This is a genomic window from Streptomyces sp. NPDC002754, assembly GCF_053592315.1.
In genome coordinates, this window is record NZ_JBSFVM010000002.1 from 403,873 (window position 1) to 427,529 (window position 23,657).

Annotated in this window: 24 protein-coding genes and 5 tRNA genes; 17 read left to right on the plus strand and 12 right to left on the minus strand. The window is 70.3% G+C overall.

All coding sequences use genetic code 11. The features are described from left to right. Positions 1-20: 20 nt before the first annotated feature. The 6 genes from ACWD2L_RS09225 to ACWD2L_RS09250 all read left to right on the plus strand — a co-directional run bounded on the left by ACWD2L_RS09225 (position 21) and on the right by ACWD2L_RS09250 (position 1,323). Positions 21-740 carry an HAD family hydrolase gene (locus ACWD2L_RS09225; protein ID WP_351341350.1) on the plus strand — a complete coding sequence of 240 codons (720 nt, stop codon included), beginning with the start codon at positions 21-23 and terminating at the stop codon, positions 738-740. A 90-nt stretch (positions 741-830) separates the two neighbouring features. Continuing rightward, positions 831-902 (plus strand) — tRNA-Gln (locus ACWD2L_RS09230). A gap of 42 nt (positions 903-944) precedes the next feature. After that, positions 945-1,017 (plus strand) — tRNA-Glu (locus ACWD2L_RS09235). 29 nt (positions 1,018-1,046) lie between these two features. Further along, a tRNA-Glu gene (locus ACWD2L_RS09240) sits at positions 1,047-1,119 on the plus strand. Positions 1,120-1,156: 37 nt separating this feature from the next. After that, positions 1,157-1,228, plus strand: a tRNA-Gln gene (locus tag ACWD2L_RS09245). 22 nt (positions 1,229-1,250) lie between these two features. After that, positions 1,251-1,323: transfer RNA gene (locus ACWD2L_RS09250), tRNA-Glu, on the plus strand. A gap of 170 nt (positions 1,324-1,493) precedes the next feature. Here the strand turns inward: ACWD2L_RS09250 and ndgR are convergent. After that, positions 1,494-2,210, minus strand: coding sequence for an IclR family transcriptional regulator NdgR (gene ndgR, locus ACWD2L_RS09255; RefSeq protein ID WP_351341353.1), 717 nt, complete (start codon positions 2,208-2,210; stop codon positions 1,494-1,496). A 187-nt stretch (positions 2,211-2,397) separates the two neighbouring features. Here ndgR and leuC point away from each other — a divergent pair, with 187 nt between their 5' ends. From leuC to ACWD2L_RS09275, 4 genes are all read left to right on the plus strand, one after another. Then, entirely contained in the window at positions 2,398-3,822 is a 1,425-nt protein-coding gene (gene leuC / locus ACWD2L_RS09260; RefSeq protein WP_351341356.1) for a 3-isopropylmalate dehydratase large subunit, read from the plus strand. Positions 3,823-3,827: 5 nt separating this feature from the next. Next, positions 3,828-4,421 carry a 3-isopropylmalate dehydratase small subunit gene (gene leuD / locus ACWD2L_RS09265; protein ID WP_351341359.1) on the plus strand — a complete coding sequence of 198 codons (594 nt, stop codon included), beginning with the start codon at positions 3,828-3,830 and terminating at the stop codon, positions 4,419-4,421. 318 nt (positions 4,422-4,739) lie between these two features. Next, the gene (locus ACWD2L_RS09270; protein ID WP_266714505.1) at positions 4,740-4,979 is read left to right on the plus strand and encodes an SCO5555 family protein; all 240 of its coding nucleotides are present in this window, start codon (positions 4,740-4,742) and stop codon (positions 4,977-4,979) included. Between the two features lie 132 nt (positions 4,980-5,111). Further along, positions 5,112-5,798 carry an HU family DNA-binding protein gene (locus ACWD2L_RS09275; RefSeq protein ID WP_351341363.1) on the plus strand — a complete coding sequence of 229 codons (687 nt, stop codon included), beginning with the start codon at positions 5,112-5,114 and terminating at the stop codon, positions 5,796-5,798. Positions 5,799-5,907: 109 nt separating this feature from the next. Here the strand turns inward: ACWD2L_RS09275 and ACWD2L_RS09280 are convergent, their stop codons facing one another. Continuing rightward, the gene (locus ACWD2L_RS09280; RefSeq protein ID WP_351341366.1) at positions 5,908-6,120 is read right to left on the minus strand and encodes a hypothetical protein; all 213 of its coding nucleotides are present in this window, start codon (positions 6,118-6,120) and stop codon (positions 5,908-5,910) included. A 13-nt stretch (positions 6,121-6,133) separates the two neighbouring features. Further along, complete coding sequence (cofC, locus tag ACWD2L_RS09285; protein WP_351341369.1) at positions 6,134-6,769, minus strand: 2-phospho-L-lactate guanylyltransferase; 636 nt, start codon at positions 6,767-6,769, stop codon at positions 6,134-6,136. 121 nt (positions 6,770-6,890) lie between these two features. Between cofC and ACWD2L_RS09290 the strand changes: the two genes are divergently transcribed. The 3 genes from ACWD2L_RS09290 (at position 6,891) to ACWD2L_RS09300 (ending at position 10,009) form a co-directional block, all read left to right on the plus strand. Beyond that, a complete protein-coding gene (locus ACWD2L_RS09290) occupies positions 6,891-7,694 on the plus strand; it encodes a lysophospholipid acyltransferase family protein (protein WP_351341372.1) in 804 nt (267 codons plus the stop codon). Next, positions 7,691-8,701 (plus strand): NAD(P)H-dependent glycerol-3-phosphate dehydrogenase, encoded by a 1,011-nt coding sequence (locus tag ACWD2L_RS09295; RefSeq protein ID WP_351341375.1) that lies wholly within the window; start codon positions 7,691-7,693, stop codon positions 8,699-8,701. The genes ACWD2L_RS09290 and ACWD2L_RS09295 overlap by 4 nt, the downstream gene beginning before the upstream one ends. A 144-nt stretch (positions 8,702-8,845) precedes the next feature. After that, the gene (locus ACWD2L_RS09300; RefSeq protein ID WP_351341378.1) at positions 8,846-10,009 is read left to right on the plus strand and encodes a D-alanine--D-alanine ligase family protein; all 1,164 of its coding nucleotides are present in this window, start codon (positions 8,846-8,848) and stop codon (positions 10,007-10,009) included. A 24-nt stretch (positions 10,010-10,033) separates the two neighbouring features. On the opposite strand, the gene ACWD2L_RS09305 is transcribed toward ACWD2L_RS09300, so the two are convergent. Together ACWD2L_RS09305 and ACWD2L_RS09310 are read right to left on the minus strand one after the other, a co-directional pair. Further along, positions 10,034-10,546 (minus strand): DUF3515 domain-containing protein, encoded by a 513-nt coding sequence (locus tag ACWD2L_RS09305; RefSeq protein WP_351341381.1) that lies wholly within the window; start codon positions 10,544-10,546, stop codon positions 10,034-10,036. Between the two features lie 20 nt (positions 10,547-10,566). Further along, a complete protein-coding gene (locus tag ACWD2L_RS09310) occupies positions 10,567-10,800 on the minus strand; it encodes an Lrp/AsnC family transcriptional regulator (protein ID WP_016642988.1) in 234 nt (77 codons plus the stop codon). Between the two features lie 241 nt (positions 10,801-11,041). On the opposite strand from ACWD2L_RS09310, the gene ACWD2L_RS09315 reads away from it, so the two are divergent. Next, positions 11,042-12,034 (plus strand): thiamine-phosphate kinase, encoded by a 993-nt coding sequence (locus ACWD2L_RS09315; RefSeq protein WP_351341384.1) that lies wholly within the window; start codon positions 11,042-11,044, stop codon positions 12,032-12,034. 172 nt (positions 12,035-12,206) lie between these two features. Here ACWD2L_RS09315 and rpmB read toward each other — a convergent pair whose 3' ends face one another. Beyond that, positions 12,207-12,392: a 50S ribosomal protein L28 gene (rpmB, locus tag ACWD2L_RS09320; protein WP_266714523.1), complete on the minus strand. Its 186-nt coding sequence runs from the start codon at positions 12,390-12,392 to the stop codon at positions 12,207-12,209. 268 nt (positions 12,393-12,660) lie between these two features. Here rpmB and ACWD2L_RS09325 point away from each other — a divergent pair, with 268 nt between their 5' ends. From ACWD2L_RS09325 to ACWD2L_RS09335, 3 genes are all read left to right on the plus strand, one after another. Continuing rightward, positions 12,661-14,400 (plus strand): DAK2 domain-containing protein, encoded by a 1,740-nt coding sequence (locus ACWD2L_RS09325; RefSeq protein ID WP_351336215.1) that lies wholly within the window; start codon positions 12,661-12,663, stop codon positions 14,398-14,400. A 253-nt stretch (positions 14,401-14,653) separates the two neighbouring features. After that, positions 14,654-15,934, plus strand: a complete 1,281-nt coding sequence (locus tag ACWD2L_RS09330) for a glucarate dehydratase family protein (RefSeq protein ID WP_351336217.1) — start codon at positions 14,654-14,656, stop codon at positions 15,932-15,934. Then, a complete protein-coding gene (locus tag ACWD2L_RS09335; protein WP_351336219.1) occupies positions 15,928-16,929 on the plus strand; it encodes a 2-hydroxyacid dehydrogenase in 1,002 nt (333 codons plus the stop codon). The genes ACWD2L_RS09330 and ACWD2L_RS09335 overlap by 7 nt, the downstream gene beginning before the upstream one ends. A 39-nt stretch (positions 16,930-16,968) precedes the next feature. Here the strand turns inward: ACWD2L_RS09335 and ACWD2L_RS09340 are convergent, their stop codons facing one another. The 6 genes from ACWD2L_RS09340 to ACWD2L_RS09365 form a co-directional block, all read right to left on the minus strand. Next, positions 16,969-17,685, minus strand: a complete 717-nt coding sequence (locus ACWD2L_RS09340; RefSeq protein WP_351336220.1) for a sulfite exporter TauE/SafE family protein — start codon at positions 17,683-17,685, stop codon at positions 16,969-16,971. After that, positions 17,682-18,698 (minus strand): ABC transporter ATP-binding protein, encoded by a 1,017-nt coding sequence (locus ACWD2L_RS09345; RefSeq protein WP_351336222.1) that lies wholly within the window; start codon positions 18,696-18,698, stop codon positions 17,682-17,684. The genes ACWD2L_RS09340 and ACWD2L_RS09345 overlap by 4 nt, the downstream gene beginning before the upstream one ends. Continuing rightward, a complete protein-coding gene (locus tag ACWD2L_RS09350; RefSeq protein ID WP_351336225.1) occupies positions 18,695-19,672 on the minus strand; it encodes an ABC transporter ATP-binding protein in 978 nt (325 codons plus the stop codon). Before ACWD2L_RS09350 ends, ACWD2L_RS09345 begins: the two co-directional genes overlap by 4 nt. Continuing rightward, a complete protein-coding gene (locus tag ACWD2L_RS09355) occupies positions 19,669-20,655 on the minus strand; it encodes an ABC transporter permease (protein ID WP_351336228.1) in 987 nt (328 codons plus the stop codon). Before ACWD2L_RS09355 ends, ACWD2L_RS09350 begins: the two co-directional genes overlap by 4 nt. Positions 20,656-20,665: 10 nt before the next feature. Then, positions 20,666-21,595 carry an ABC transporter permease gene (locus ACWD2L_RS09360; protein ID WP_351336231.1) on the minus strand — a complete coding sequence of 310 codons (930 nt, stop codon included), beginning with the start codon at positions 21,593-21,595 and terminating at the stop codon, positions 20,666-20,668. A 273-nt stretch (positions 21,596-21,868) separates the two neighbouring features. Further along, a complete protein-coding gene (locus tag ACWD2L_RS09365; protein WP_351336234.1) occupies positions 21,869-23,443 on the minus strand; it encodes an ABC transporter substrate-binding protein in 1,575 nt (524 codons plus the stop codon). Positions 23,444-23,657: the final 214 nt, after the last annotated feature.

Here is a 23,657-nt window from a genome sequence, read left to right on the forward strand (position 1 = left end):
TTCGCGATTACGGTCGTCGTATGTCTATCCGAGCCATCGTCTGGGACATCGACGACACCCTCTTCGACTACGCGACGGCGGACACCGTCGGCATGCGCGCCCACCTCGCCGCGGAGGGGCTGCTCGACGGCTACGGGAGTGTCGAGGAGGCCCTCGTGCGCTGGCGTGCCGCGACGCGGGAGCACTGGGCCCGGTTCGAGGCGGGGGAGGCCGACTGGGAGGGGCAGCGCAGGGACCGCGTGCGCGGCTTCGTGGGGCGTGCCATGGAGGCCGACGAGGCCGACGGCTGGTTCGCCCGCTATCTCGGTCACTACGAGGCCGCGTGGAGTCTCTTCCCCGACACCGTCCCGGCCCTCGACACCCTCGCCGGCGGCTACCGGCACGCCGTGCTGTCCAACTCCTCGCTGCACAACCAGGACCGCAAGCTGCGCGTCCTCGGCGTGCGCGACCGCTTCGAGGCCGTCCTCTGCGCCGCCGAACTCGGCGTCGCCAAGCCCGAAGCGGCTGCCTTCCACGCCGTCTGCGAGGAGCTTTCCCTGGAGCCGCACGAGATCGCCTACGTCGGTGATCAGCCGGACACGGACGCCCGCGGAGCCGTCGACGCGGGCCTGAGCGGAATCTGGCTCGACCGCACGGAACTGGGCGGCAGACCCGAACTCGTACGCATCACGGGGCTCGGGCAACTGCCTGGGCTGTTGGCCGGGGATACCCGTTTTGGAGCGCAGTCCACCTTCGGGTAATGTTCTTTCTGCGCCAAGGGGAGCGGGCCGAAAGGCTGGACCCCCCGGAAGCGCAAGCCAAGCAAGATCCCCTCGGGGGTTGCGTTTCGGTGGCCTATGGTGTAATTGGCAGCACGACGGTTTCTGGTTCCGTTAGTCTAGGTTCGAGTCCTGGTAGGCCAGCTCGCAGAGCTCATCTGCAACCGTGGATATGGCATCCACAAAGCCCCCGTTGTGTAGCGGCCTAGCACGCCGCCCTCTCAAGGCGGTAGCGCCGGTTCGAATCCGGTCGGGGGTACTGTTCCGGCCAGTCCGGGACTTGCTGGGGCCCCCGTTGTGTAGCGGCCTAGCACGCCGCCCTCTCAAGGCGGTAGCGCCGGTTCGAATCCGGTCGGGGGTACGCATTGAGTTCGCAGGTCACAAGCCTTGAACTTCAGTGGTCTATGGTGTAATTGGCAACACTACGGTTTCTGGTACCGTCATTCTAGGTTCGAGTCCTGGTAGACCAGCTCGATCACGCAAGTGGTCAAGGCCCCCGTTGTGTAGCGGCCTAGCACGCCGCCCTCTCAAGGCGGTAGCGCCGGTTCGAATCCGGTCGGGGGTACTCGCGAACGATCAGACCCTTCCCGAAGCCGGGAAGGGTCTTTTTCGTGCGCGGTGACAGGTGCGTGTGCGGGTGCGGCAGTTGAACCCGGGAGCGTACAAGTCCGGCCGGTCGCTGCGGCGTTGGAGCGACCGGCCGGGAACTGGCGGGAACGTAAAGGGAGTTGTGGGTCAGCCGGTGCGGCGCAGAGCCTCGGAGAGGCGCCCCGCGGCGTCGATGATCGCCTGGGCGTGCATCCGGCCCGGGTGGCGCGTCAGACGCTCGATGGGGCCGGAGACGGACACGGCCGCCACCACGCGGTTCGAAGGGCCGCGGACGGGCGCGGAGACGGACGCGACGCCCGGCTCCCGCTCGCCGATCGACTGGGCCCAGCCTCGGCGCCTGACGCCCGAAAGGGCCGTCGCCGTGAAGCGGGCGCCCTGGAGGCCGCGGTGCAGACGCTCCGGCTCCTCCCAGGCCATCAGGATCTGCGCGGAGGAGCCCGCCTTCATCGTGAGCGTGGAGCCCACCGGGACCGTGTCCCGCAGCCCGGAGAGCCGCTCCGCCGCGGCGACGCAGATGCGCATGTCGCCCTGGCGGCGATAGAGCTGGGCGCTCTCGCCCGTGACGTCCCGCAGGTGCGTGAGCACCGGGCCGGCCGTCGCGAGGAGGCGGTCCTCGCCGGCCGCCGCCGAGAGTTCCGACAGGCGCGGGCCGAGAATGAAACGGCCCTGCATGTCACGCGCCACCATGCGGTGGTGCTCCAGGGCCACCGCAAGGCGGTGGGCTGTGGGTCTTGCCAGTCCGGTGGCCGCGACAAGGCCTGCGAGGGTCGCGGGTCCGGACTCCAGAGCGCCCAGGACAAGGGCTGCCTTGTCCAGAACGCCGACGCCGCTACTGTTGTCCATGCGTCGATACTCCCGTCTCACTCTGTGAAACGCAAGTTCAATTTCCCGTGGAACTTGCCACTCTGTACGGACACCGGCCCGCGGACCAACGGGACCGGTGGCCGACGTCCGGTACGAGGGGTACGAGCGACGGCGATCCGAATCTCTAGTTGGGCCGGCGCACCTGAAGCCGGCCGGAGGGAAAGCGATGGGTAGCACACTCGCGGAGAAGGTCTGGGACGACCACGTCGTCCGGCGCGCCGAGGGCGAGCCCGACCTCCTCTTCATCGATCTGCACCTGCTGCACGAGGTGACCAGCCCGCAGGCCTTCGACGGCCTCCGTCAGGCGGGTCGTCAGGTGCGGCGCACCGACCTCACCATCGCCACCGAGGACCACAACACCCCGACCCTCGACATCGACAAGCCGATCGCCGACCCGGTCTCGCGCGTGCAGCTGGAGACACTGCGCAAGAACGCGGCCGAGTTCGGGGTCCGCCTGCACTCCCTGGGCGACGTCGAGCAGGGCGTCGTGCACGTGGTCGGCCCGCAGCTGGGCCTCACGCAGCCCGGCACCACCGTCGTCTGTGGCGACTCGCACACCTCGACGCACGGCGCCTTCGGCGGCCTGGCGTTCGGCATCGGCACCTCGCAGGTCGAGCACGTGCTGGCCACGCAGACGCTGCCGATGTGGCGCCCGAAGACGATGGCGATCACCGTCGACGGCGAACTGCCCGACGGCGTCACCGCCAAGGACCTGATCCTCGCCATCATCGCGAAGATCGGCACCGGCGGCGGCCAGGGCTACATCCTGGAGTACCGCGGCTCGGCCATCGAGAAGCTGTCGATGGAAGCGCGGATGACCATCTGCAACATGTCCATCGAGGCCGGTGCCCGCGCGGGCATGGTCGCCCCCGACGAGACCACCTTCACGTACCTGGAGGGCCGTCCGCACGCCCCGCAGGGCGCCGACTGGGACGCCGCGGTGGAGTACTGGAAGACGCTGAAGACGGACGACGACGCCGTCTTCGACGCCGAGGTCTTCATCAAGGCCGAGGAACTGGCCCCGTTCGTCACCTGGGGCACCAACCCCGGTCAGGGAGCGCCCCTTTCGGCGAACATCCCCGACCCGGCTTCGTACGAAGACGCTTCGGAGCGGTTCGCCGCCGAAAAGGCCCTGGAGTACATGGGGTTGGAGGCCGGGCAGGCGCTGCGCGACGTCAAGGTCGACACCGTCTTCGTAGGTTCGTGCACCAACGGCCGCATGGAGGACCTGCGGGCCGTCGCCGAGATCCTCAAGGACCGCAAAATCGCCGACGGCGTACGGATGCTGGTCGTCCCCGGCTCCGCGCGTGTGGGCCTGCAGGCCGTCGAGGAGGGCCTGGACAAGGTCTTCAAGGAGGCGGGTGCCGAGTGGCGCTACGCGGGCTGCTCCATGTGCCTGGGCATGAACCCGGACCAACTCGCTCCCGGCGAGCGCTCCGCGTCCACGTCCAACCGCAACTTCGAGGGCCGGCAGGGCAAGGGCGGCCGTACGCACCTGGTCTCGCCCCAGGTCGCCGCGGCCACCGCCGTTCTGGGCCACCTGGCCTCGCCGGCCGACCTGTCCGACACCCCTGTCGCCGCTGGAGTCTGAGAGTCATGGAAGCATTCACCACGCACACCGGCCGGGCCGTCCCGCTGCGCCGCAGCAACGTCGACACCGACCAGATCATCCCCGCCCACTGGCTCAAGAAGGTGACGCGGGACGGGTTCGAGGACGGTCTCTTCGAGGCCTGGCGCAAGGACTCCGAGTTCGTGCTCAACAAGCCGGAGCGCGAGGGCGCCACCGTCCTGGTGGCCGGTCCCGACTTCGGCACCGGCTCGTCCCGTGAGCACGCCGTCTGGGCCCTGCAGAACTACGGCTTCAAGGCCGTCATCTCCTCCCGCTTCGCGGACATCTTCCGCGGCAACTCCCTCAAGAACGGTCTGCTGACCGTCGTCCTGGACCAGAAGGTCGTGGACGCGCTGATGGCGCTCGTGGAGAACGACCCGCAGGCCGAGATCACGGTCGACCTTCAGGAGCGCGAAGTTCGGGCCGAGGGCGTCACGGCGTCCTTCGAACTGGACGAGAACTCCCGCTGGCGTCTGCTCAACGGGCTCGACGACATCAGCATCACGCTGCGGAACGAGGAGGACATCGCCACCTTCGAGGCGAAGCGTCCGGCCTTCAAGCCGCAGACGGTCCAGCTCTGAGCCGACCGGCTTCCCGCGGATCCCGAACGGATCCGTAGCCGAGCAAGGCTTATTCAGGCCACATCCACAGGGCCCCGTACCCCCAATCGTGCACCGGTTGGGGGTACTTCTGTGTCCGGCTCCCGAGCCCCTTCCGGGCGCCGCGGGAGGGGGTGTCGGGGGCCCTCAACTCCCTTGAATATCAAGGGTGTTCCAGGGGTACGCGTGTGTCGGTGGCACTCTGGGCGAGCGGCTCGTGCGAGGCTCCAGAAGGGCCTTCTGGGGCGGGAGTTGCACCCTGCGGAGGCGACAACTCGCCCCAGATGGCACAATCTGTGCATGGAACACGACGGCCAACTCCAGCTGTACGCGGCGGTCGCGGACCAACTCAAGGAAGCGCACGCCAGAGTGCGCACACTGCAAGTCCCGGAGGGCGTACGGATGGCGCTGACCCGGAAGCTGCTGGCCGTCACGGCCGCGGCCAAACACGATCTCGCCGGTGCGGCAAGGCGTCTGGAGCGATTCATGGCGGACCTCGACGACTTCGAAGAGGGCTCCATCACTGAAGAGGAACTCTGAGACTGTCCAGTTCGTTGCGGCACAAGGGTGATTAGCCCGTTTCGCGTTTGATTTGCGGTATATATCTGCCTAACGTGCGAAAAAGCCGGTGCGAAAGAGATTCGTTCCGGCAATGTCTCCGAAGGGGAAGACGTGAACAAGGCGCAGCTCGTAGAAACCATTGCCGACAAGGTCGGTGGCCGTCAGCAGGCCGCTGACGCGGTCGACGCCGTACTCGACGCCATCGTCCGTTCCGTGGTCAGCGGTGACCGCGTCTCGGTGACGGGCTTCGGCTCGTTCGAGAAGGTCGACCGCCCGGCCCGCTACGCCCGCAACCCGCAGACTGGGGAGCGTGTCCGGGTCAAGAAGACGTCGGTGCCGCGCTTCCGTGCGGGCCAGGGCTTCAAGGACCTCGTCGCGGGTTCGAAGAAGCTCCCGAAGAACGACGTCGCGGTCAAGAAGGCGCCCAAGGGCAGCCTGAGCGGCGGCGCTTCGGCGACGGTCAAGAAGGCCGCCGCCAAGAAGGCGACCACCGCCAAGAAGGCCGCCGCGAAGAAGGCGACTCCGGCGAAGAAGGCCGCCACGGCCAAGAAGGCCACGGCGAAGAAGACCACCGCCAAGAAGGCGACGCCGGCCAAGAAGGCGACTCCGGCGAAGAAGGCCGCCACGGCCAAGAAGGCCACGGCGAAGAAGACCACCGCCAAGAAGGCGGCCCCGGCGAAGAAGGCGACCGCCAAGAAGACGGCGCCCGCCACGAAGGCCACGGCCAAGAAGGCGCCCGCCAAGAAGTCGACGGCGCGCAAGACCACCGCCAAGAAGGCCACCGCTCGCAAGAAGTAAGTCGCTTCTCGGGCGTAGCCACAAGGTTGCTCACGCGTCGGGCCGGGCTCCCTTCGGGGAGACCGGCCCGCGGTGTGTCCAGGGGGCCTCACCTGGCCCCACGGGGTTTTCAGAAAGTCTGCAGGGTCACCAGAGTGATCTGCCGCGCGTCGGCCGCGCCTTCGGTGTCCTGCACCTCGATACGCACCCGCTGCCCGGGGCGCAGCAGCCGCAGGCCGCCCGCGTCGAAGGCGGCGGCGTCGAAGGGGACGGGCGTGCCGTCGTCCAGGAGGACGCTGCCGGCACGGGTTTCGGGGTCGTACGTGTACGCGGTGGCCTGCATACGGGCAGCGTACTCAGTCCGGGATCAGGAGCCCCGCTGCGGCCCTCGCGGTGTGCGGGCCCACGCCGAGGGCGAGCGCCGCCCGCAGGTCCTCGCCGGTGTCGACGTCCTGGCGTACGGAGTGGACGCCTTCGAGGGGGAGTTCCGCGGCGCCGGACGCCGTGTGGCGGGCGCGCGACGCCCCGCCGAATGCGGGCAGCAATTCCGTGCCGGGGCCCGCGGACAAGAGTGTTGTGCCGATTCCGGCGGCATCGGGCAGAAATGCGCGGGGGAATGCGGCGGCCGTCGAGAGAACGCGGGCCAATTCGGAGGGCCGCAGAGCCGGCAGATCGGCGTTCAGAGCGGCTATGGCGGCGGTCCGGCGTGCGGAGCGCACGAACGCCGCTCCGTGCGCCAGCGCCGCGTTGAGGCCCGCCTGCGGGGGGTCGGGGACCACGTGGGCGCCCAGGGCCGTCAGTTCGCGCTCCGCGCGGGGATCGTCCGTGACGACCACCACATCCCGCACGGCCGCACAGGCCCCCGCCGCGGCCACGGTGTCCTGGGCGAACGCCAGGGCGAGGCCTGGGCGCAGGGCGTCTCCCGCCGTCGGGGCCAGTCTGCTCTTGGCCCGCACCAGCGGTTTCAGCGGTATCACCAGGGTCCACTGCACGCGCCCATTGTGACCTGTGCATGAGGTGCGGCTGTCTGCGCGGGCGTACGGTGTTCTCGACAGGCCGGTGGGCCGGGGCGAGACTTGTGCGGCCCTGGCCCCCCTAGAGGAAGGTGTCCGAGTGTCCCGCCGCAGAATCGGCTTCTGGTACCGCTTCGCCGCGGTCCTCTGCAAACCACCGCTGGTGGTTCTGTTCAAGCGGGACTGGCGTGGAATGGAGAACATTCCGGCCGACGGAGGCTTTATCACCGCGGTCAACCATAATTCGCATCTGGATCCGTTCCTCTACGCCCACTTTCAGTACAACACGGGACGGGTCCCGCGTTTCCTCGCCAAGCACGGCCTCTTCAGGAAGGGGTTCGTGGGCGCCGCGATGCGCGGTACGGGACAGATTCCGGTCTATCGCGAGTCCACGAACGCGCTGAGCGCCTTCCGTGCCGCGATCGACGCGGTGGAGCGCGGTGAGTGCGTCGCCTTCTATCCGGAAGGAACGCTCACCCGCGACCCCCAATTGTGGCCGATGACCGGTAAGACGGGTGTCGCGCGCGTGGCTCTGCAGACCAAGTGCCCGGTGATTCCGGTCGGCCAGTGGGGCGCCACCGAAGCGCTCGCGCCGTACTCCAAGAAGCCGCACTTCTTCCCGCGCAAGACGCACCACGTGCTCGCCGGCGCCCCGGTCGACCTCTCCGCGTACTACGACAGAGAGATCACGCCCGACCTCCTCAAGGAGGTGACCGATGTCATCATGGCCGCGATCACCGCCGAGGTGGAGGTGCTGCGCGGCGAGAAGGCCCCGCAGAAGCGTTACGACCCCCGCGAGGCCCGCATCCAGCAGCGCCGCAAGGCGCAGGCGGCCAACGGCAAGTCGCAGGCGGAGAGCGGCAGTTCAGTAGTGAGCGGCACGAGCGAGGAGAGCAGCAAGTGACCCGACCCGTGAAGGCCGCCGTCTTCGGCACCGGCTCCTGGGGCACCGCATTCGCGATGGTGCTCGCGGACGCGGGCTGCGACGTCACCCTCTGGGCCCGCCGCGCCGAACTCGCCGAGGCCGTCAACTCCACGCGTACGAACCCGGATTACCTGCCCGGTATGGAACTCCCGGAGAACGTGCGGGCGACCTCCGACCCGGCCGAGGCCGCGGCGGACGCCGACTTCACGGTGCTCGCCGTGCCCTCGCAGACGCTGCGCCAGAACCTGGGGGAGTGGGCCCCGCTGCTTGCTCCCGACACCGTTCTCGTCTCGCTCATGAAGGGTGTCGAGCTCGGTTCGGCGATGCGCATGAGCGAGGTCATCGAGGACGTCACGAAGGTCGGCGAGGACCGCATTGCGATCGTCACCGGGCCCAACCTCGCGCGCGAGATCGCCGCCCGGCAGCCCGCCGCCGCGGTCGTCGCCTGCCGCGACGAGTCCGTGGCCCGGCGCCTCCAAGTCGCCAGCCACACCCCGTACTTCAGGCCGTACACGAACACCGACGTGATCGGCTGCGAGTTGGGCGGCGCGGTCAAGAACGTCATCGGGCTCGCCGTCGGCATCGCGGACGGCATGGGGCTCGGCGACAACACGAAGGGCTCGCTCATCACGCGCGGGCTCGCGGAGACGACGCGGCTCGGGCTCGCCATGGGCGCCGACCCGCTGACGTTCTCCGGGCTCGCGGGCCTCGGCGACCTCGTGGCCACCTGCTCCTCGCCGCTGTCGCGCAACCACACCTTCGGCACGAACCTCGGCAAGGGCATGACCCTTCAGGAGACCATCGCGGTCACCAAGCAGACCGCCGAGGGCGTCAAGTCCTGCGAATCGGTGCTGGATCTGGCGCGCCGCCACGACGTCGACATGCCGATCACGGAGACCGTCGTCGCGATCGTCCACGAGGGCAAGGCCCCGGTCGTCGCGGTGAAGGAGCTCATGTCGCGCTCCGCCAAGCCGGAACGACGCTGAGAGCCTCTCTTTGAGTCGGCGGCACAGCTGGGGCCTGTCGTCAAACTCCCGCCTGCCCGGCGGGCGACGACGGGAGTTTGACGACAGGCCCCAGGCTCTGGGGGCGCTGACTCTTGTACTACCAGCAGGTACGCTCAACGCGATATGAGCAGCGAGAACCTCCCCCAGAGCCCTGCGTCCACCGCAGGTGGGCCCAAGCCGCGTGTGGCCGTCGTCTTCGGTGGCCGCAGCTCCGAGCACGGCGTCTCCGTGGTCACGGCGGGCGCCGTGCTGCGCGCCATCGACCGCTCCAAGTACGACGTGCTGCCGGTCGGCATCACACGTGAGGGGCGTTGGGCGCTGACGACGGACGATCCGGAGCGGATGGCCATCACCGACCGCCAGGTGCCGGACGTCGCCGATCTCGCCGAGTCGTCCGAGGGCGGCGTGGTCCTCCCGGTCGACCCGATGTCCCGCGAAGTCGTCTACAACGAGCCGGGATCCGTCCCCAAGGCCCTCGGCGAGGTCGACGTCGTCTTCCCCGTACTGCACGGCCCGTACGGCGAGGACGGCACCATCCAGGGCCTCCTGGACCTCTCCGGAACCCCGTACGTCGGCTGCGGTGTGCTCTCCTCGGCCGTCGGCCAGGACAAGGAGTACATGAAGCGCATCTTCACGTCCTTCGGACTGAAGGTGGGGCCCTACTTGGTGATCCGCCCCCGCGAGTGGGAGCGGGATCAGGAAGGCGCCCGCCGCCGCGTCGCCGACTTCGTCGGGGACCACGGCTGGCCGCTGTTCATCAAGCCCGCGCGCGCGGGTTCGTCGATCGGTATCACGAAGGTCGATTCCTTCGACGGGCTCGACGAGGCGATCGAGACCGCCCGTGAGCACGACCCGAAGGTGATCGTCGAGGCCGGCATCGTCGGGCGCGAGATCGAGTGCGGGGTCCTGGAGTTCGAGGACGGGCCGCGTGCCTCCGTCCCGGCCGAGATCCCGCCGGCCGACTCCCACGCCTTCTACGACTTCGAGGCGAAGTACATCGACTCCGCCGCCGGCATCGTGCCCGCGCCGCTGAGCGAGGAGCAGACCGCCGAGGTCCGCCGGCTCGCCGTCGACGCCTTCGAGGCGATGTCCTGCGAGGGGCTCGTGCGGGCGGACTTCTTCCTCGACGAGGAAGGCGAGTTCGTCATCAACGAGATCAACACGCTGCCGGGCTTCACGCCGATCTCCATGTACCCGCGGATGTGGCAGGAGACCGGGGTCGAGTACCCGGAACTCGTGGACCGGCTCATCCAGGCGGCACTGCGACGGTCGACCGGACTGCGGTAGACCGCCCCTCCCATGACAAGCCCTCTAGTCGGCGATCCCCTTGGGGATCGCCTTCTTGATGGGGCCCGCCAGGTCGACGAGGGAGCCCGCCCCGTTCTTGGTGACCTCGTCCTTGGGGATCGTCACCTCTACGTAGGCGAGGCGTCCGCCCGTCGTCATGCGCTGCGCGCCGCCGTCGAGTTCGTCGGCGACCCAGCCGACGCCGTCGATCGTCGCCGTGTTGCTGCTCGTCTTCAACGCCGCGTCGGGCCACGGCACGCCGCAGCGCAGTATGATCGCGGGGCTTCCCCACGCCGCGGTGAGCTCCGAGCCCGGTTCGGGATCGTTGCGCTCGAGTCCGTCGACCTTCTCCGGCAGGACCTTGTCCAGGTTCCGGCACAGCTTGGCGGCCTTCGCGTCCGGAGTGGGAACCGCCGCCTTTGGCGCCTCGTCCGTCGAAGCGCAGCCCGCGGCGGCGATCAGCAAGGAGAGCGAGGGCACCGCGATGGACAGGCGGCTCAGCCGGCCGTGCCGGATCCGGTGACGATATGACTTCACCGGCACAGCGTAGACGGGGACTACAGGTGGACGACCGGGCAGGTCAGAGTGCGCGTGATGCCGTCCACTTGCTGGACCTTGGCGACCACCATGCGACCCAGTTCGTCGACCGTGTCCGCCTGCGCGCGCACGATCACGTCGTAGGGGCCGGTGACGTCCTCGGCCTGGATCACTCCTGGAATCTTCCCGATCAGCTCGGCGACGGTCGACGCCTTGCCTACTTCGGTCTGGATCAGGATGTACGCCTGTACCACGGAACCTCCAGGGCGGCCACGAGGATCATCACGAGGATCATGTGGGAGAAGGGACGCCACGTTATCGCGTCACCGCTCGTCGCGGGGAGACCCGGTGGCGGCTGTGGTGTCCGACGGACGTGGAAGGCAGGCCCGTGACAAGAACGGTACCCATGACAGAGACGGCCCGCGACCGCAAGCGGGCCGGGGCATACGGCCCTGGCGGGCGGCAGCGAACCAGGGCAGAAAGGGCAGTACGCGCATGAAGGGCACCGTCGGCGAGTTGGGGGAGTTCGGCCTCATCCGGGAGTTGACCTCCCGGCTCACCACCACCCCGGCCGTACGCATCGGTCCCGGCGACGACGCCGCCGTGATCGCCGCGCCGGACCGCAGGGTCGTCGCCAGCACGGACGTCCTGCTGGAGAACCGGCACTTCCGGCGCGACTGGTCCACCGCGTACGACGTCGGGCGCAAGGCCGCGGCGCAGAACCTCGCCGACATCGCGGCCATGGGCGCCGTGCCGACGGCGCTGCTCCTCGGCCTCGTGGTGCCCGCCGAACTGCCCGCGTCCTGGCCGTCGGAGCTGATGGACGGGTTGCGCGACGAGTGCCAGGTGGCGGGCGCCGCCGTGGTCGGTGGTGATGTCGTGCGCGGCGACACGATCACCGTGGCGATCACCGCGCTCGGCGACATGCAGGGCCACGAACCGGTGACCCGGGCCGGCGCGCAGCCCGGCGACGTCGTGGCCGTGACCGGCTGGCTGGGCTGGTCCGCGGCCGGATATGCGGTGCTCTCGCGCGGTTTCCGTTCGCCCCGCGCCTTCGTGGAGGCGCACCGCCGCCCCGAACCGCCGTACCACGCGGGTCCCGCGGCGGCCGGGCTCGGCGCCACCGCCATGTGCGACGTGAGCGACGGGCTGATCGCCGACCTGGGCCACATCGCCGAGTCGAGCAAGGTCCGTATCGACATCAAGTCGGGGCAGGTGGATGTGCCCTCGCAGATGAGCGACATCGGCCAGGCCGTCGGCGTCGATCCGCTGCAATGGGTGCTGAGCGGGGGAGAGGACCACGCGATCGTGGCCACCTTCCCGCCGTCCGTGAAGCTGCCCGCGCGCTGGAAGGTGATCGGCGAGGTGCTGGGCCCCTCGGCGCTGTCCCGGGTGACCGTGGACGGGGCGCCCTGGACGAACCAGGGCGGCTGGGACCACTTCGGGGACGGTGACGACGGGTTCGCCGGGGGCGAGATCGAGTCGTGAGGCGCGGTGCGGGCCTGCGCCCGCACCGCGCGGACTTGGGCATAAACGCGCGGACTTGGGCATAAAAAGAAGCCGGTCCCCGAGGGGACCGGCTTCTTAAAGCAACCAGCTAGGTGGCCGCGCAATGGGGTATCCCCTGCTCGAGTGTGTTCGAGAGCTTGGGGAAGTTACGTCAGCGCGAGACCTTGCCGGCCTTGATGCACGAGGTGCAGGCGTTGAGGCGCTTCGGCGTCCCACTGATCACGGCACGCACACGCTGGATGTTCGGGTTCCAGCGACGGGGCGTACGGCGGTGCGAGTGGGAGATGCTGTTGCCGAAGCCCGGCCCCTTGCCACAGACGTCGCAGTTGGCAGCCACGGGTCACTCCAAAGACTTCAGATGCTCTTACGGTTGATCCCGGCATGCCGGGATCAGGATCGGAGGATCTGAGTGGCGGTGCCAGGGGGATGGCCCGATGGATATCGGGCAACCCGAGCAGCATACAACGGCTGCGTCGGTAGAACGAAACTACCATGGCTGGTGGGACCGCCCGCCCGGGCTCCGGACCTGGTCGGGGTCGGCTTCCGGGTCGCCTTTCGGACCGGGCCCGCTTTCCGGACGCTTACCTTCCGCGGTCTACTGTGCGGTGCCAGTCCAGCCGCTCGAGGAGGCGCAGGTGCCGCAGGTGCTCGACGTGATCGCGGTGCGCGCCTGGTGCTCACTCGCGCTGGAGGCGCTCGGCCGCGACCGCGCGGAGATAGACGCGATCAACGTGTATCCGGTCGCCGACGGGGACACCGGCACCAATCTCTATCTGACCCTGGAGTCCGCCCAGCAGGCGGTCGAGGCGGTCTTCGCCGGGCTCGGGGCGGGCCCCGAGCCGACCGCTCCCGCGCTCCCCGAAGTGATGCGAGCCATGGCGCACGGCGCCCTCATCGGCGCCCGGGGCAACTCCGGGACGATCCTCGCGCAGCTGTTCCGTGGCATGGCCCAGGTCCTCGCCGAGGGCGGGGCCAGTGAGGGAGATCACGCCGCGGGAGCCGACGCGGACGCCCTGCGGCTCGCGCTGGGCCGGGCCGCCGAGGCCGCGCGCGAGGCGGTCGCCCACCCCGTGGAGGGCACCGTCCTGACCGTGGCGACGGCGGCCGCGGAGGCCGCATCCGGGACTGAAGGGGGCTGCCGCGACGTCGTCCGTGCCGCCTACGAAGGCGCGTGCGTGGCGCTCGACGCGACGCCGGGGCAGCTCGCCGCCCTGGGCAGTGCCGGGGTCGTGGACGCGGGTGGGCGTGGGCTCGTGGCCGTCCTGGGGGCGCTGAGCGAGGCGGTCTCGGGGGAGGCGGTGCCGGTACGCCGGGGTGGAGCGGGCCCCCACGCGCGCGTGGCCGCCGTCCCCGATGGCGTACCGCTCGAATGCCCCGAGGGCGAAGGGAGCGAGGGCGAAGGGAGCGAGGGCGAAGGCGCGCCCGGTCCCGCCTTTGAGGTCATCTACCTGCTCGAAGCGGACGACAAGGCCGTGGCCCGGCTGCGGACCCGGCTCGACGCCCTCGGGGACTCGCTGGTCGTCGTCGGCGGGGACGGCCTGTGGAACGTCCACGTACACGTGGACGACGCGGGCGCGGCCGTGGAGGCGGGCGTCGAGGCCGGGCGCCCGTACCGCATCCGCATCACCCACTTCGGGCTCGGTGACGTGCACGCGACACATGCCTCGGCGCCGCGGGAGCGTGCGCAGCGGGCCGTGGTGGCGGTCGTGCCGGGCGACGGGCTCGCGGGGCTCTACCGGGAGGCGGGCGCGACGACCGTGCCCGACCGGCCCGGTGAGCCGCCCGCGAGCGGGGAGCTGGTCGACGCGATACGGCGGGCCCACGCGCGCGAGGTGGTGCTGTTGCCGAACGACGCCGAGCTGCGGCACACCGCCGCGGCGGCGGCCGAGCAGGCCCGCTCCGAGGGGCTGCGGATCGCGCTCATCCCGACCCGCTCGGCGGTCCAGGGCATCGCCGCGCTCGCCGTCCACGAGCCCGACCGGCGCTTCGACGAGGACGTCGTGGCGATGACCTCGGCCGCGGGCGCGACCCGGTACGGCGAACTGGCCGTCGCCGAGCGGCAGTCGTGGACCATGGCGGGAATCTGTCAGGCGGGCGACGTCCTCGGCCTCATCGACGGCGACGTGGCGGTGATCGGCGGCGAGGTCCCCGCGACGGCCCGCACGATCCTCGACCGGATGCTGGCGGCGGGCGGCGAACTCGTCACGCTCGTCCTCGGCGAGGAGGTCTCCGACGAGGTCGCGGGCGCGCTCGAACAGCATGTGCGCGAGTCCTACCTGGCCGTGGACACGGTGGTGTACCGCGGCGGGCGGCAGTCGGCGCTGATGCTGATCGGCGTCGAGTAGAGCTCTACCGGATGCCCTTGCGGCGCAGGTTCGTCCGCGTACCGGCGGCATCGAGCAGCTGATCGCGTCGACCTCGGCCGGGGTGCGCTCGGCGAGCAGGGCCTTGCCCAACGAGGCGTTCTTCGCTGCCACTTACCCCCTGGAACGTCCGGATCATCGTAGGCGACAGGGTGCCGGAAACCCTTGGCCCGACCCCCTGAAATCACATACGCAAGCCTTGTCTACGTACGTAGACGCGTGTCAGGATCCGATCATGGCTGACACTGAGAAGCACCGGATCTCCGAGGTGCGCGTGACGCCGGTGGCGTTCCGCGACCTTCCGCTGCTCAATTCCGTAGGTGTGCACGAGCCCTTCGCGCTGCGCTCGGTCGTCGAGGTCGTGACCGACAGCGGCCTGTGCGGGCTCGGTGAGTCCTACGGGGACCTGCCGCATCTGCGCCGACTGGAGCGGGCCGGGCAGCACTTGGTCGGCATCGACGTCTTCGACCTCAACGGCGTTTGGCGCGCGGTCAACGAGTCGCTGGCCGCCGACAGCGGCGTGGGCGGGCACGGGATGAGCGGGATGGTGACCGACAGCTCCCTCGCCGACCGGGTCGTCTCGCCCTTCGAGGTCGCCGCGCTCGACCTCCAGGGCAAGGTCGTCGGCCGCCCGGTGAGCGACCTGCTGGGCGGCGCCGTGCGCGACCGCGTCGCCTACAGCGCGTACCTCTTCTACAAGTGGGCCGGCCATCCGGGACAGGAGGAGGACGGGTGGGGCGAGGCGCTCGACCCCGAGGGGCTCGTCCGGCAGGCGCGGCGCATCATCGACGCGTACGGGTTCGGCGCGATCAAGCTGAAGGGCGGCGTCTTCCCGCCCGAGGAGGAGATCGAGGCGGTCCGCGCGCTGCGCGCCGCCTTCCCCGGACTGCCGCTCCGGCTCGACCCCAACGGGGCCTGGAGCGTGGCCAGTTCGGTCAAGGTGGGGCAGGAGCTCGACGGGGTCGTCGAGTATCTGGAGGACCCGACGCCCGGCATCGAGGACATGGCCCGCGTCGCGCGCGAGGTGTCGATGCCGCTCGCCACCAACATGTGCGTGGTCGCCTTCAAGCACCTGCCGCCCGCGGTGCGCCAGGAGGCCGTCCAGGTGGTGCTCTCCGACCACCACTTCTGGGGCGGGCTCCGGCGCTCCCAGCGGCTCGGCGCGATCTGCGAGACGTTCGGCATGGGGCTCTCCATGCACTCCAACTCGCATCTGGGCATCAGCCTCGCCGCCATGACGCACCTCGCCTCCGCGACCCCGAACCTCGACTACGCCTGCGACACGCACTGGCCGTGGAAGGACCCGGCCGAGGACGTCGTCGTGCCGGGCGCGCTCACGTTCGAGGACGGCGCCGTCGCCGTGCCCACCGCCCCCGGCCTCGGCGTCGAGCTGGACCGGGACGCGCTCGCCCGGCTGCACGAGCAGTACCTCACCAGTGGCATCCGCGAGCGCGACGACACCGCCTACATGCGCCGCTTCCAGCCGGAGTTCGACCCGACGGTGCCGCGGTGGTGAGCGGGGGAGCGGCGCGGCCGCTGGAGGTCCTGGTCACCGAACCGGTCATGGGGCGGTTCAGGGACGTACTCACCGAAGGCGGCGCGCATCGCTGGACCTTCGCGTACGGGGACGACCCCGAGGCCCGCGCCGCCGCCGCGGCCACCGCCGACGTCCTCGTGTGCTCGGCGGCCGACCGCGAGCTGCTGGCCGGGATGGGGCGGCTGCGGCTGCTGCACGTCACCGGGGCCGGCTACGACAAGATCCCGCTGGACGCGCTGCGGCCCGGGGTGCGGGTCGCGAACACCTTCCACCACGGCCGGTCCATCGCCGAACACGTGGTGATGGTGTCGATGATGCTGCTGCGCGACGTCGCGCGCGGCGAGCGGGACATGCGGGCCGGTGTCTGGCGCAACGCCGTCGTCGACGAGGGCTACCCCTTCGGCGGGGTCCTCGCCGGACGCACCATCGGTGTCCTCGGCATGGGCGAGATCGGCGGCGAAGTGGCGCGGGTGGCGGGCGCGTTGGGCATGCGGGTGCGTGCCGTACGGCGTGATCCGGGCGCTCCACCGCCTGCCGGTGCGGACCTGGAGTGGGTGGGCGGTCAGGACCGGCTGCACGAGCTGCTGGGCGCCTGCGACGTGGTCGTGGTGACGGTGCCGCTGAGCGAGGAGACGCGTGGGCTCGTGGACGCCGCCGCGCTCGCCGCGATGAAGCGCTCCGCCGTCCTCGTCAACGTCGCCCGCGGCCCGGTCGTCGACGAGAAGGCGCTGCACGCGGCGCTGAGCGACGGCACGATCGCCGGGGCGGGCCTCGACGTGTGGTGGCGCAACCCGCGCGAGCCCGCGGCGCCGCCGCCCTCGCACCTGGACTTCACCGGGTTCGCCAACGTGGTGCTCACGCCGCACCAGTCCGGCCACACCGAGGAGACCTTCCGCGGCCGGGCGGAGGACATCAGGTCGAACGTCGAGGCGCTCGCGGAGGGGCGGCCGCTGCGCAATCTGGTGCGGAGCTGACGGCCGTGTGCGGAGCTGACGGTCGTACCGCAGGTCAGGTCACACGAGTTGCTCCCCGATCAGCAGCACCGCCCCCAGCGTCGACACTCCGATCGCGGCCCAGCGCAGCCGGCGCGCGTCCATGAAGCGGTTGACGTAGCGCGAGAGCACGTAGCCGAGGACGGATGCGGGAGCGAGTACGGCCGACATCCGGAGCGTGTGTGAACCGATGGCCCCCGTGGTCGCCAGCGTCGCGACGGACAGCACCGAGCCGATGAGGAAGAAGCCGCTCATGGTGCCGCGCAGCACCGGTGCGTCCTTGCCCTGCCACACCAGGGCCATCGGCGGGCCGCCGATCGAGGTCGCGGTGCCGAGGAGCCCCGACGCGGAACCGGCGAGGACCAGGACCGGACGGTGCGGTCGCGGCGCCCAGCCGAAGCAGGTCAGTACGACGCCCAGGAGCACCACGCCGGACAGCATCAGGGCGAGGCCCTCGGGCGGCAGCGCGGTCACGAGCAGCGCCCCCGCGACGGTGCCGGGCACCCGGCCGACCAGCGCCCAGCCCGTGCCCCGCAGATCGATGTGCTGCCGCTCGGCCACCGTCACGAGGAGGGTGAGCACGCCCGCCTGGATGATCAGCGTTCCCGGCACGAGGGACGGGTCCACGACGGCGACCACCGGTGCGGCGAGCATCCCCATGCCGAAACCGATGGACGCCTGAAGACAGGACGCGAGCACCACCGCGACCGCGACGGCCAGATAGCCGGTGAGTGTCACGCGCCGTCGCCGCCCGCGGTCACCAGTCCCGAGGTCTCCTCCAGCGGATGGAAGCAGGCCGCCGTGTGCCCCGGGTCCCGTGGATCGACGGCCGGGTCGGGCGCCGCCGAGGCGCACACGTCGGTCGCCTTCCAGCAGCGGGTGCGGAAGCGGCAGCCGGACGGCGGCGAAAGCGGGGACGGCAACTCGCCCTGGAGGACGATGTGTTCACGGCGCGCGTCGGCGTCGAGGGACGGCGCGGCCGACATCAGCGCCGAACTGTACGGGTGCAGGGCGCGGTCGAAGACGGACTCCGTGTCGCCCTGTTCGACGACGCCGCCCAGGTACATCACCATCACACGGTCCGCGACGTGCCGGACCACCGACAGGTCGTGGGAGATGAAGAGGTAGCTGACGCCGAGCTGCCGTTGCAGGTCGTTGAGGAGGTTGAGCACCTGCGCCTGCACGGACAGGTCGAGCGCGGAGACCGGCTCGTCGCAGATGATGACGTCGGGGGAGAGGGCGAGCGCACGGGCGATGCCGATGCGCTGGCGCTGGCCGCCGGAGAACTCCTGCGGGTAGCGCTGCTCGTCACCCTTGCGCAGCCCGACGAGATCGAGCAACTCCCGTACGCGGGTGGAGCGTTCGGCCGCCGTGCGGTGCAGGGACCTGTGGGTGCGCCACGGTTCGCCGATGATCTCGCCGGCCGTCATCCGGGCGTTGAGCGAGGCGAACGGGTCCTGGAACACCATCTGGACCTGGCGCCGCCACGCCAGCAACTCCGCCCCCTTGAGCGCGAACGGGTCCACGCCGTCGAAGCGGACGCTGCCGCCGTCGGGCCGCTCCAGCATGAGCAGGGTGCGGGCGAGCGTGGACTTTCCGCAGCCCGATTCGCCGACGAGGCCGAGGGTCTCGCCGCGCTCCAGATCGAAGGAGATGCCGTTCAGGGCGCGCAGCCGGCGCCCCTTGCCTGCGCCCTGGGCCGGGAACGTCTTGGTGAGCTCGCGTACTTGGAGCAGCGGCTTGTCGGTCATCGGGTCACCTCGTCGGAGAAGTGGCAGGCGGCCGTGCGGTCCGGCGCGACCTCGGCCGGTTCGGGGCGCCGCGCGCGGCACAGGTCGCGCACCAGCGGGCAGCGGTCCTGGTAGACGCAGCCGGGTGGGATCGAGTGCAGGTCCGGCGGGGAGCCGCCGATGGACCGCAGCTCCTCGCCGCGTGCCGCGTGCACCGGCACCGAGTCCAACAGGCCCTTCGTGTACGGGTGTCGGGGCGCGCCGAACACCTCGCGTACGGGACCCGACTCGACGACCGTGCCCGCGTACATCACCACGACCTCGTCGGCCTGCTCGGAGACGAGGGCCAGGTCGTGGGTGATCAGTACGACGCTCATGTCCCGCTCCGCGCGCAGGTCCCGCAGCAGCTGCATGATCTGCGCCTGCACGGTCACGTCGAGCGCGGTCGTCGGCTCGTCGGCGAGGAGCACGGACGGCGAGAGGGCGACCGCGATGGCGATCAGGAGGCGCTGGCGCATGCCGCCGGAGAACTGGTGCGGATAGGCGTCCACCCGGCTCTCCGGCTCCGGGATGCCGACCCGCGCCATCAGCTCGATCGCTTCCTTGCGGGCCTGCTTGCGGGACATCCCGCGGTGGATGCGGAACGGCTCGGCGAGCTGGGTGCCCACCGTGTAGACCGGGTTGAGGGCGGTGAGCGCGTCCTGGAAGACGATGGCCAGCTCGGGCCCGGCGAGCGCGCGGCGGGTCCGTTCGTCGGCCGCGACCAGATCGGTGCCGTCGAGCAGTACCCGGCCCGCGCTCACCTCGGCGGCCGGGTCGAGCAGCGAGACGATGGCCTGCGCGGTCATCGACTTGCCGCAGCCGGACTCGCCGAGCAGGGCCAGCGTACGGCCGCGTCGCGCCCGGAAACCGACCTTGTCCACGGCGCGTACGGTGCCGTGCGGGGTGCGGATGTCGACGCTGAGGCCGTCCACTTCAAGGGCGGTTGCGGTCACGACGTGGCCTCCTTGGGAGCCGGGGCGGCGCGGCGTCGCGCCTTGCGGGGCAGTGCGAGACGCCAGCGCTGCGCGGGGTCGGTGGCGAGCCGCGCCCAGGAGGCGAGCACGGTCGCGGAGACCGTCGTGACGACGATGGCCAGGCCGGGGAAGAACGTCAGCCACCACGCGCTCTGCAAGTACGTCCGCCCCTGCGAGACCATCAACCCCCAGCTGACATCGGGCGGTTGGATGCCGATGCCGAGGAAGCTCAGCGAGGACTCGGCGAGCATCACGTAACAGAATTCGAGCGTCGCGAGGGTCAGCAGCGTCGGCAGCACGATCGGGAACACGTGCCGGCGGATGATCGCCCCGCTGGACGTGCCGAAGGTCCGCGCCGCGTCGACGAAGAGGCGGCTCTGCAGCTCGGAGGATTCGGAGCGGGCGGTGCGCAGATAGACCGGGAGCCGGGTGACGGTCAGGACGAGCACGAGGTTGGCGACGCTCGGCGAGAAGACGTACAGCACGACGACTGCCATGAGCAGCGAGGGGAAGCTCATGATGACGTCGGCCACGCGCATCGCGACCGTCTCCCTGCGGCCGCGGTGGTAGCCCGCCCACATGCCGATGACCGAGCCGACGGCCAGCGCGAGCAGCACCGCGGGCACGGCCACGCTGAACGTGGTGCGGGCGGCGACGATCAACCTGGCCAGCACGCTCTGACCGAGCGGATCGGTGCCGAGGACGCCCAGCCAGCCGTGGTCGAGGGAGAAGGGCGCCTGGTTGGCGTTCTTCAGGTCCTGGTCGGTGGCGGAGTCGCCGAGCAGCGGCGGGCCGAGGACCGCGGTGAGCGCGATCAGGACCAGCAGCACGGCCGCCACGGTGGCGACGCGGTCGCGCAACAGCATGCGCCACAAGGGGACTTGACTGCCGCGGGACGCGGAAGCGCCCTCCGTCAGGGCGGTCGGGGCATCGGAGGCGGGCTTGTCTGTCGAGGTACTCACGGCGTCCTCCTCAGGCCGTCGCCGTCTCGCGCACGCGCGCGTCGAGCAGCGCGTAGCAGACGTCGATGACGATGTTGAGCGCGAAGATGGTGATCGCGGTGATCAGCACCGCGGCCTGCAGCACCGCGAAGTCGCGGCCCAGGATGGAGTCGATCATCAGCTTTCCGATGCCCGGCCAGCCGAAGATCGTCTCCACCACCACGGCCCCGTTGACCAGCGAGACGGCGAGGTCGCCCGCGACGGTGAGCGCGGGCGCGGCGGCGTTGCGCAGCGCGTGGTGGCTGACCACGCGGACGCTCCCGGCCCCCTTGCTGCGTGCAAGGCGCACGTACGGTGCGGAGAGCGCGGAGACCATGGCGCCGCGCACCACCTGGGTGAGCACGCCGAGCGGCCGGATCACCAGCGTCGTCACCGGCAGCACCCACGAGAGCATCCCGTCGGTGACGCCCGAGGTGGGCAGCGCACCGAGCGTGACGGCGAAGATCCATACGCCGGTGATCGCGAACCAGAAGTCGGGGACGCTCGCGGCGGTCATGGACAGGAACGAAGAGACGCGGTCCGCAAGGGAGTTGGGCCGGAACGCCGCCCAACTGCCGATGGCCACCGCGCCGATCACGGCGATCAGCATCGTCGCGAAGGCGAGTTGCAGCGTGGCGGGGAAGGCCCGCAACGCCATCGTCGCCGCGGACTCGCCGGTACGCAGCGACTCACCGAAGTCCAGCTGGAAGACGCCACCGAAGTAGTCGGCGATCTGCTGCCAGATCGAATCGTCGAAACCATTGCGGGCGGCGAAGGCGGCGCGCTGGGCCGGGGTGGCGGACTCGGGCAGATACAAGGACGACGGATCGCCGGTGAGCCGCGCGAGCACGAACACCCCGAGGAGCACGGCGAGCAGCGGCAGGATGCTGGTGAGTGTCCGACGGCGGAGGAAGGGGAACATCGCTGTCCCTAGGTTCGGAGGGAGTTGGTCAAGCCCGGGAGGCTGGGCGGTCCGCTTCTCATGGAGGGCGAGGCGGCCCGTCTTTCAAGCCCCGCCGGCGATTGACGCGCGGGGCCTGTTTTCAAGTCCCGCCCTCGGAGGCGAGTCGGCGGGGCCTGTTTTCAAGTCCTGCCTTCGGAGGTGAGTCGGCGGGGCCCGCATTTCAAGCCCCTGCGGCGATTGAGCAGCGGGGTCCGGGGCAGCGCCCCGGGAGCGGAGGAGGTCCCACCGCCATCACTCGGCGTGGCGGAACTCGGCCAACCGCATCTCGTCCCCCGTCGCCGAGTTCGGCCGGTACCGAACCGCATCGCCCAACGCAGTGATCCCATACATGTGCGCCACATACGCGTACTGCGCAACCTCCACCGGCTCCCGGGCGAACACCTCCCCCAGCGCCCGCTGCCTCCGCTCCCCGGTGAGCGCCTCCGCCGCACGGATCTTCCGGTCGAAGGCCACCGTCCCGCCGGAGCTCTGGAACCCCTCGCTCAGCAGGTACTGGTCCATGGAGAAGGCAGCGTCACCGGCCTGGTTCCCGTGCTGGATGAGCAGCAGGTACGGCCCCGTGTCCTTGGGGAACGGCCGCTCCTGGAACTCCGTGCTGCCCGCGGTGTCCTTCATCTGGATCTTGACGTTGAGCCCGATCCCCGCCAGCTCGTTCTGGATGACCTGCACGGTCTCGTCGACCTTCGGGAAGAGCGCGGTCCGGCTGATCAGCCGGATCTGCTTCCCGACATCGACCCCGTCGGCCTTCGCCTCCGACAGGAGCTTGCGCGCTTTGGAGAGGTCGGTCGGCCAGGGCTTGAGACCCTTGTCGTACCCGGTGATCCCGGAGGGCACGAGCTGGGACGCGGCCTTGGCGTCGCCCTGGTAGAGGGAGTCGACGATGCCCTTGCGGTCGATCGCGTAGTTGATCGCCTGGCGCACCCGCTTGTCGTTGAGCGGCGCCTCACCGAGCTGCATGCGCAGCGCGGTGGTCTCGTTGTTCGGATACGTGACCGCGGTGTCGCCCGCCCCGTCCTGCGGGCCGAGCGAAGTGGCCACGTCCGCCTCGCCGTTGGTGACCATGGCGGCGCGGACGCTGCCTTCGGGGCGCCACTGGTAGAGGGCTTTGCGGTAGTCGGGCGTCTTGCCCCAGTACCGCTTGTTGGCGGCGAGGGAGAGCCGCAGACCCGGCTCCCAGTCGGCTATCCGGTACGGGCCCGTGCCGATCGGCTCGCGCACCTTCTTCTTCGCGTCGGTCGACGTCGGCACCATCTCGACGAAGGAGAGCCGCAGCGGCAGGATCGGGTCCGCCTCGGGGGTCGTCACCTTCAGCGTGCGGGCGTCGGGCGTCGACAGTTTCACGTCCATGTCCCCGAAGACGTAGCCCTCGACGTTGCAGCCGAGCTTCGAGTTGACCGCGCGGTCGATGGAGTACGCGGCGTCCTTCGCGTCGAACCGCGAACCGTCACTGAACCGGACTCCCTCGCGGACGGTGTACGTCCACTGGGTGGCGGAGGTGCGCTTCCAGGAGGTCGCGAGCTTCGGCCGGAGCTCGCCCGAACGCGGATCGCGCTCGGTCAGCGGCTCGGTGATGTTGGAGCGCACCACCACGCCGGTGGAGGTCAGCGAGGACTCGCAGGGTTCGAGGGTGGGCGGCTCCTCCGGCAGTACGACGCGCAGTGTGTCCTTGCCCGCCGTCACCGACGCGCTGTTGGCCACGGTGCAGCCGCTCGCGGCGAGCGTGCAGACGACGAGCGCCGACGCGAGGGCCGCCCGCCGGCGGAGCGCGCCGGCTCGGGCCCGGCCGGGGATGGGAACAGGGGGCATGGGGCTTCCTCCACCGCGACAGGCACCAGCATGTCCACGGATGTAGACGCCGTTTCAATTTGTGGACGCAAGGTAAGTGTGGTTTCTGAGACGCGTCAAGAGATTGCGCAGGCAGGGGAGTTGGTCGTGAGGCCCGCAAGGGATGGAGGATGACGTTCTCGTATGTAGACGCTATTCCTGTCCATGATCGACGTCTGCTAGCTTGCGGCCAGCC

Coding starts and splice junctions, on each gene's coding strand:
- leuD (WP_351341359.1), top strand. CDS start 3,828: ATGGAAGCATTCACCACGCACACCGGCCGGGCCGTCCCGCTGCGCCGC.
- ACWD2L_RS09300 (WP_351341378.1), top strand. CDS start 8,846: ATGAGCAGCGAGAACCTCCCCCAGAGCCCTGCGTCCACCGCAGGTGGG.
- ACWD2L_RS09315 (WP_351341384.1), top strand. CDS start 11,042: ATGAAGGGCACCGTCGGCGAGTTGGGGGAGTTCGGCCTCATCCGGGAG.
- ACWD2L_RS09330 (WP_351336217.1), top strand. CDS start 14,654: ATGGCTGACACTGAGAAGCACCGGATCTCCGAGGTGCGCGTGACGCCG.
- ACWD2L_RS09225 (WP_351341350.1), top strand. CDS start 21: ATGTCTATCCGAGCCATCGTCTGGGACATCGACGACACCCTCTTCGAC.
- ACWD2L_RS09270 (WP_266714505.1), top strand. CDS start 4,740: ATGGAACACGACGGCCAACTCCAGCTGTACGCGGCGGTCGCGGACCAA.
- ndgR (WP_351341353.1), bottom strand. CDS start 2,210: ATGGACAACAGTAGCGGCGTCGGCGTTCTGGACAAGGCAGCCCTTGTC.
- ACWD2L_RS09345 (WP_351336222.1), bottom strand. CDS start 18,698: ATGACCGACAAGCCGCTGCTCCAAGTACGCGAGCTCACCAAGACGTTC.
- ACWD2L_RS09360 (WP_351336231.1), bottom strand. CDS start 21,595: ATGTTCCCCTTCCTCCGCCGTCGGACACTCACCAGCATCCTGCCGCTG.
- ACWD2L_RS09365 (WP_351336234.1), bottom strand. CDS start 23,443: ATGCCCCCTGTTCCCATCCCCGGCCGGGCCCGAGCCGGCGCGCTCCGC.
- leuC (WP_351341356.1), top strand. CDS start 2,398: ATGGGTAGCACACTCGCGGAGAAGGTCTGGGACGACCACGTCGTCCGG.
- ACWD2L_RS09280 (WP_351341366.1), bottom strand. CDS start 6,120: ATGCAGGCCACCGCGTACACGTACGACCCCGAAACCCGTGCCGGCAGC.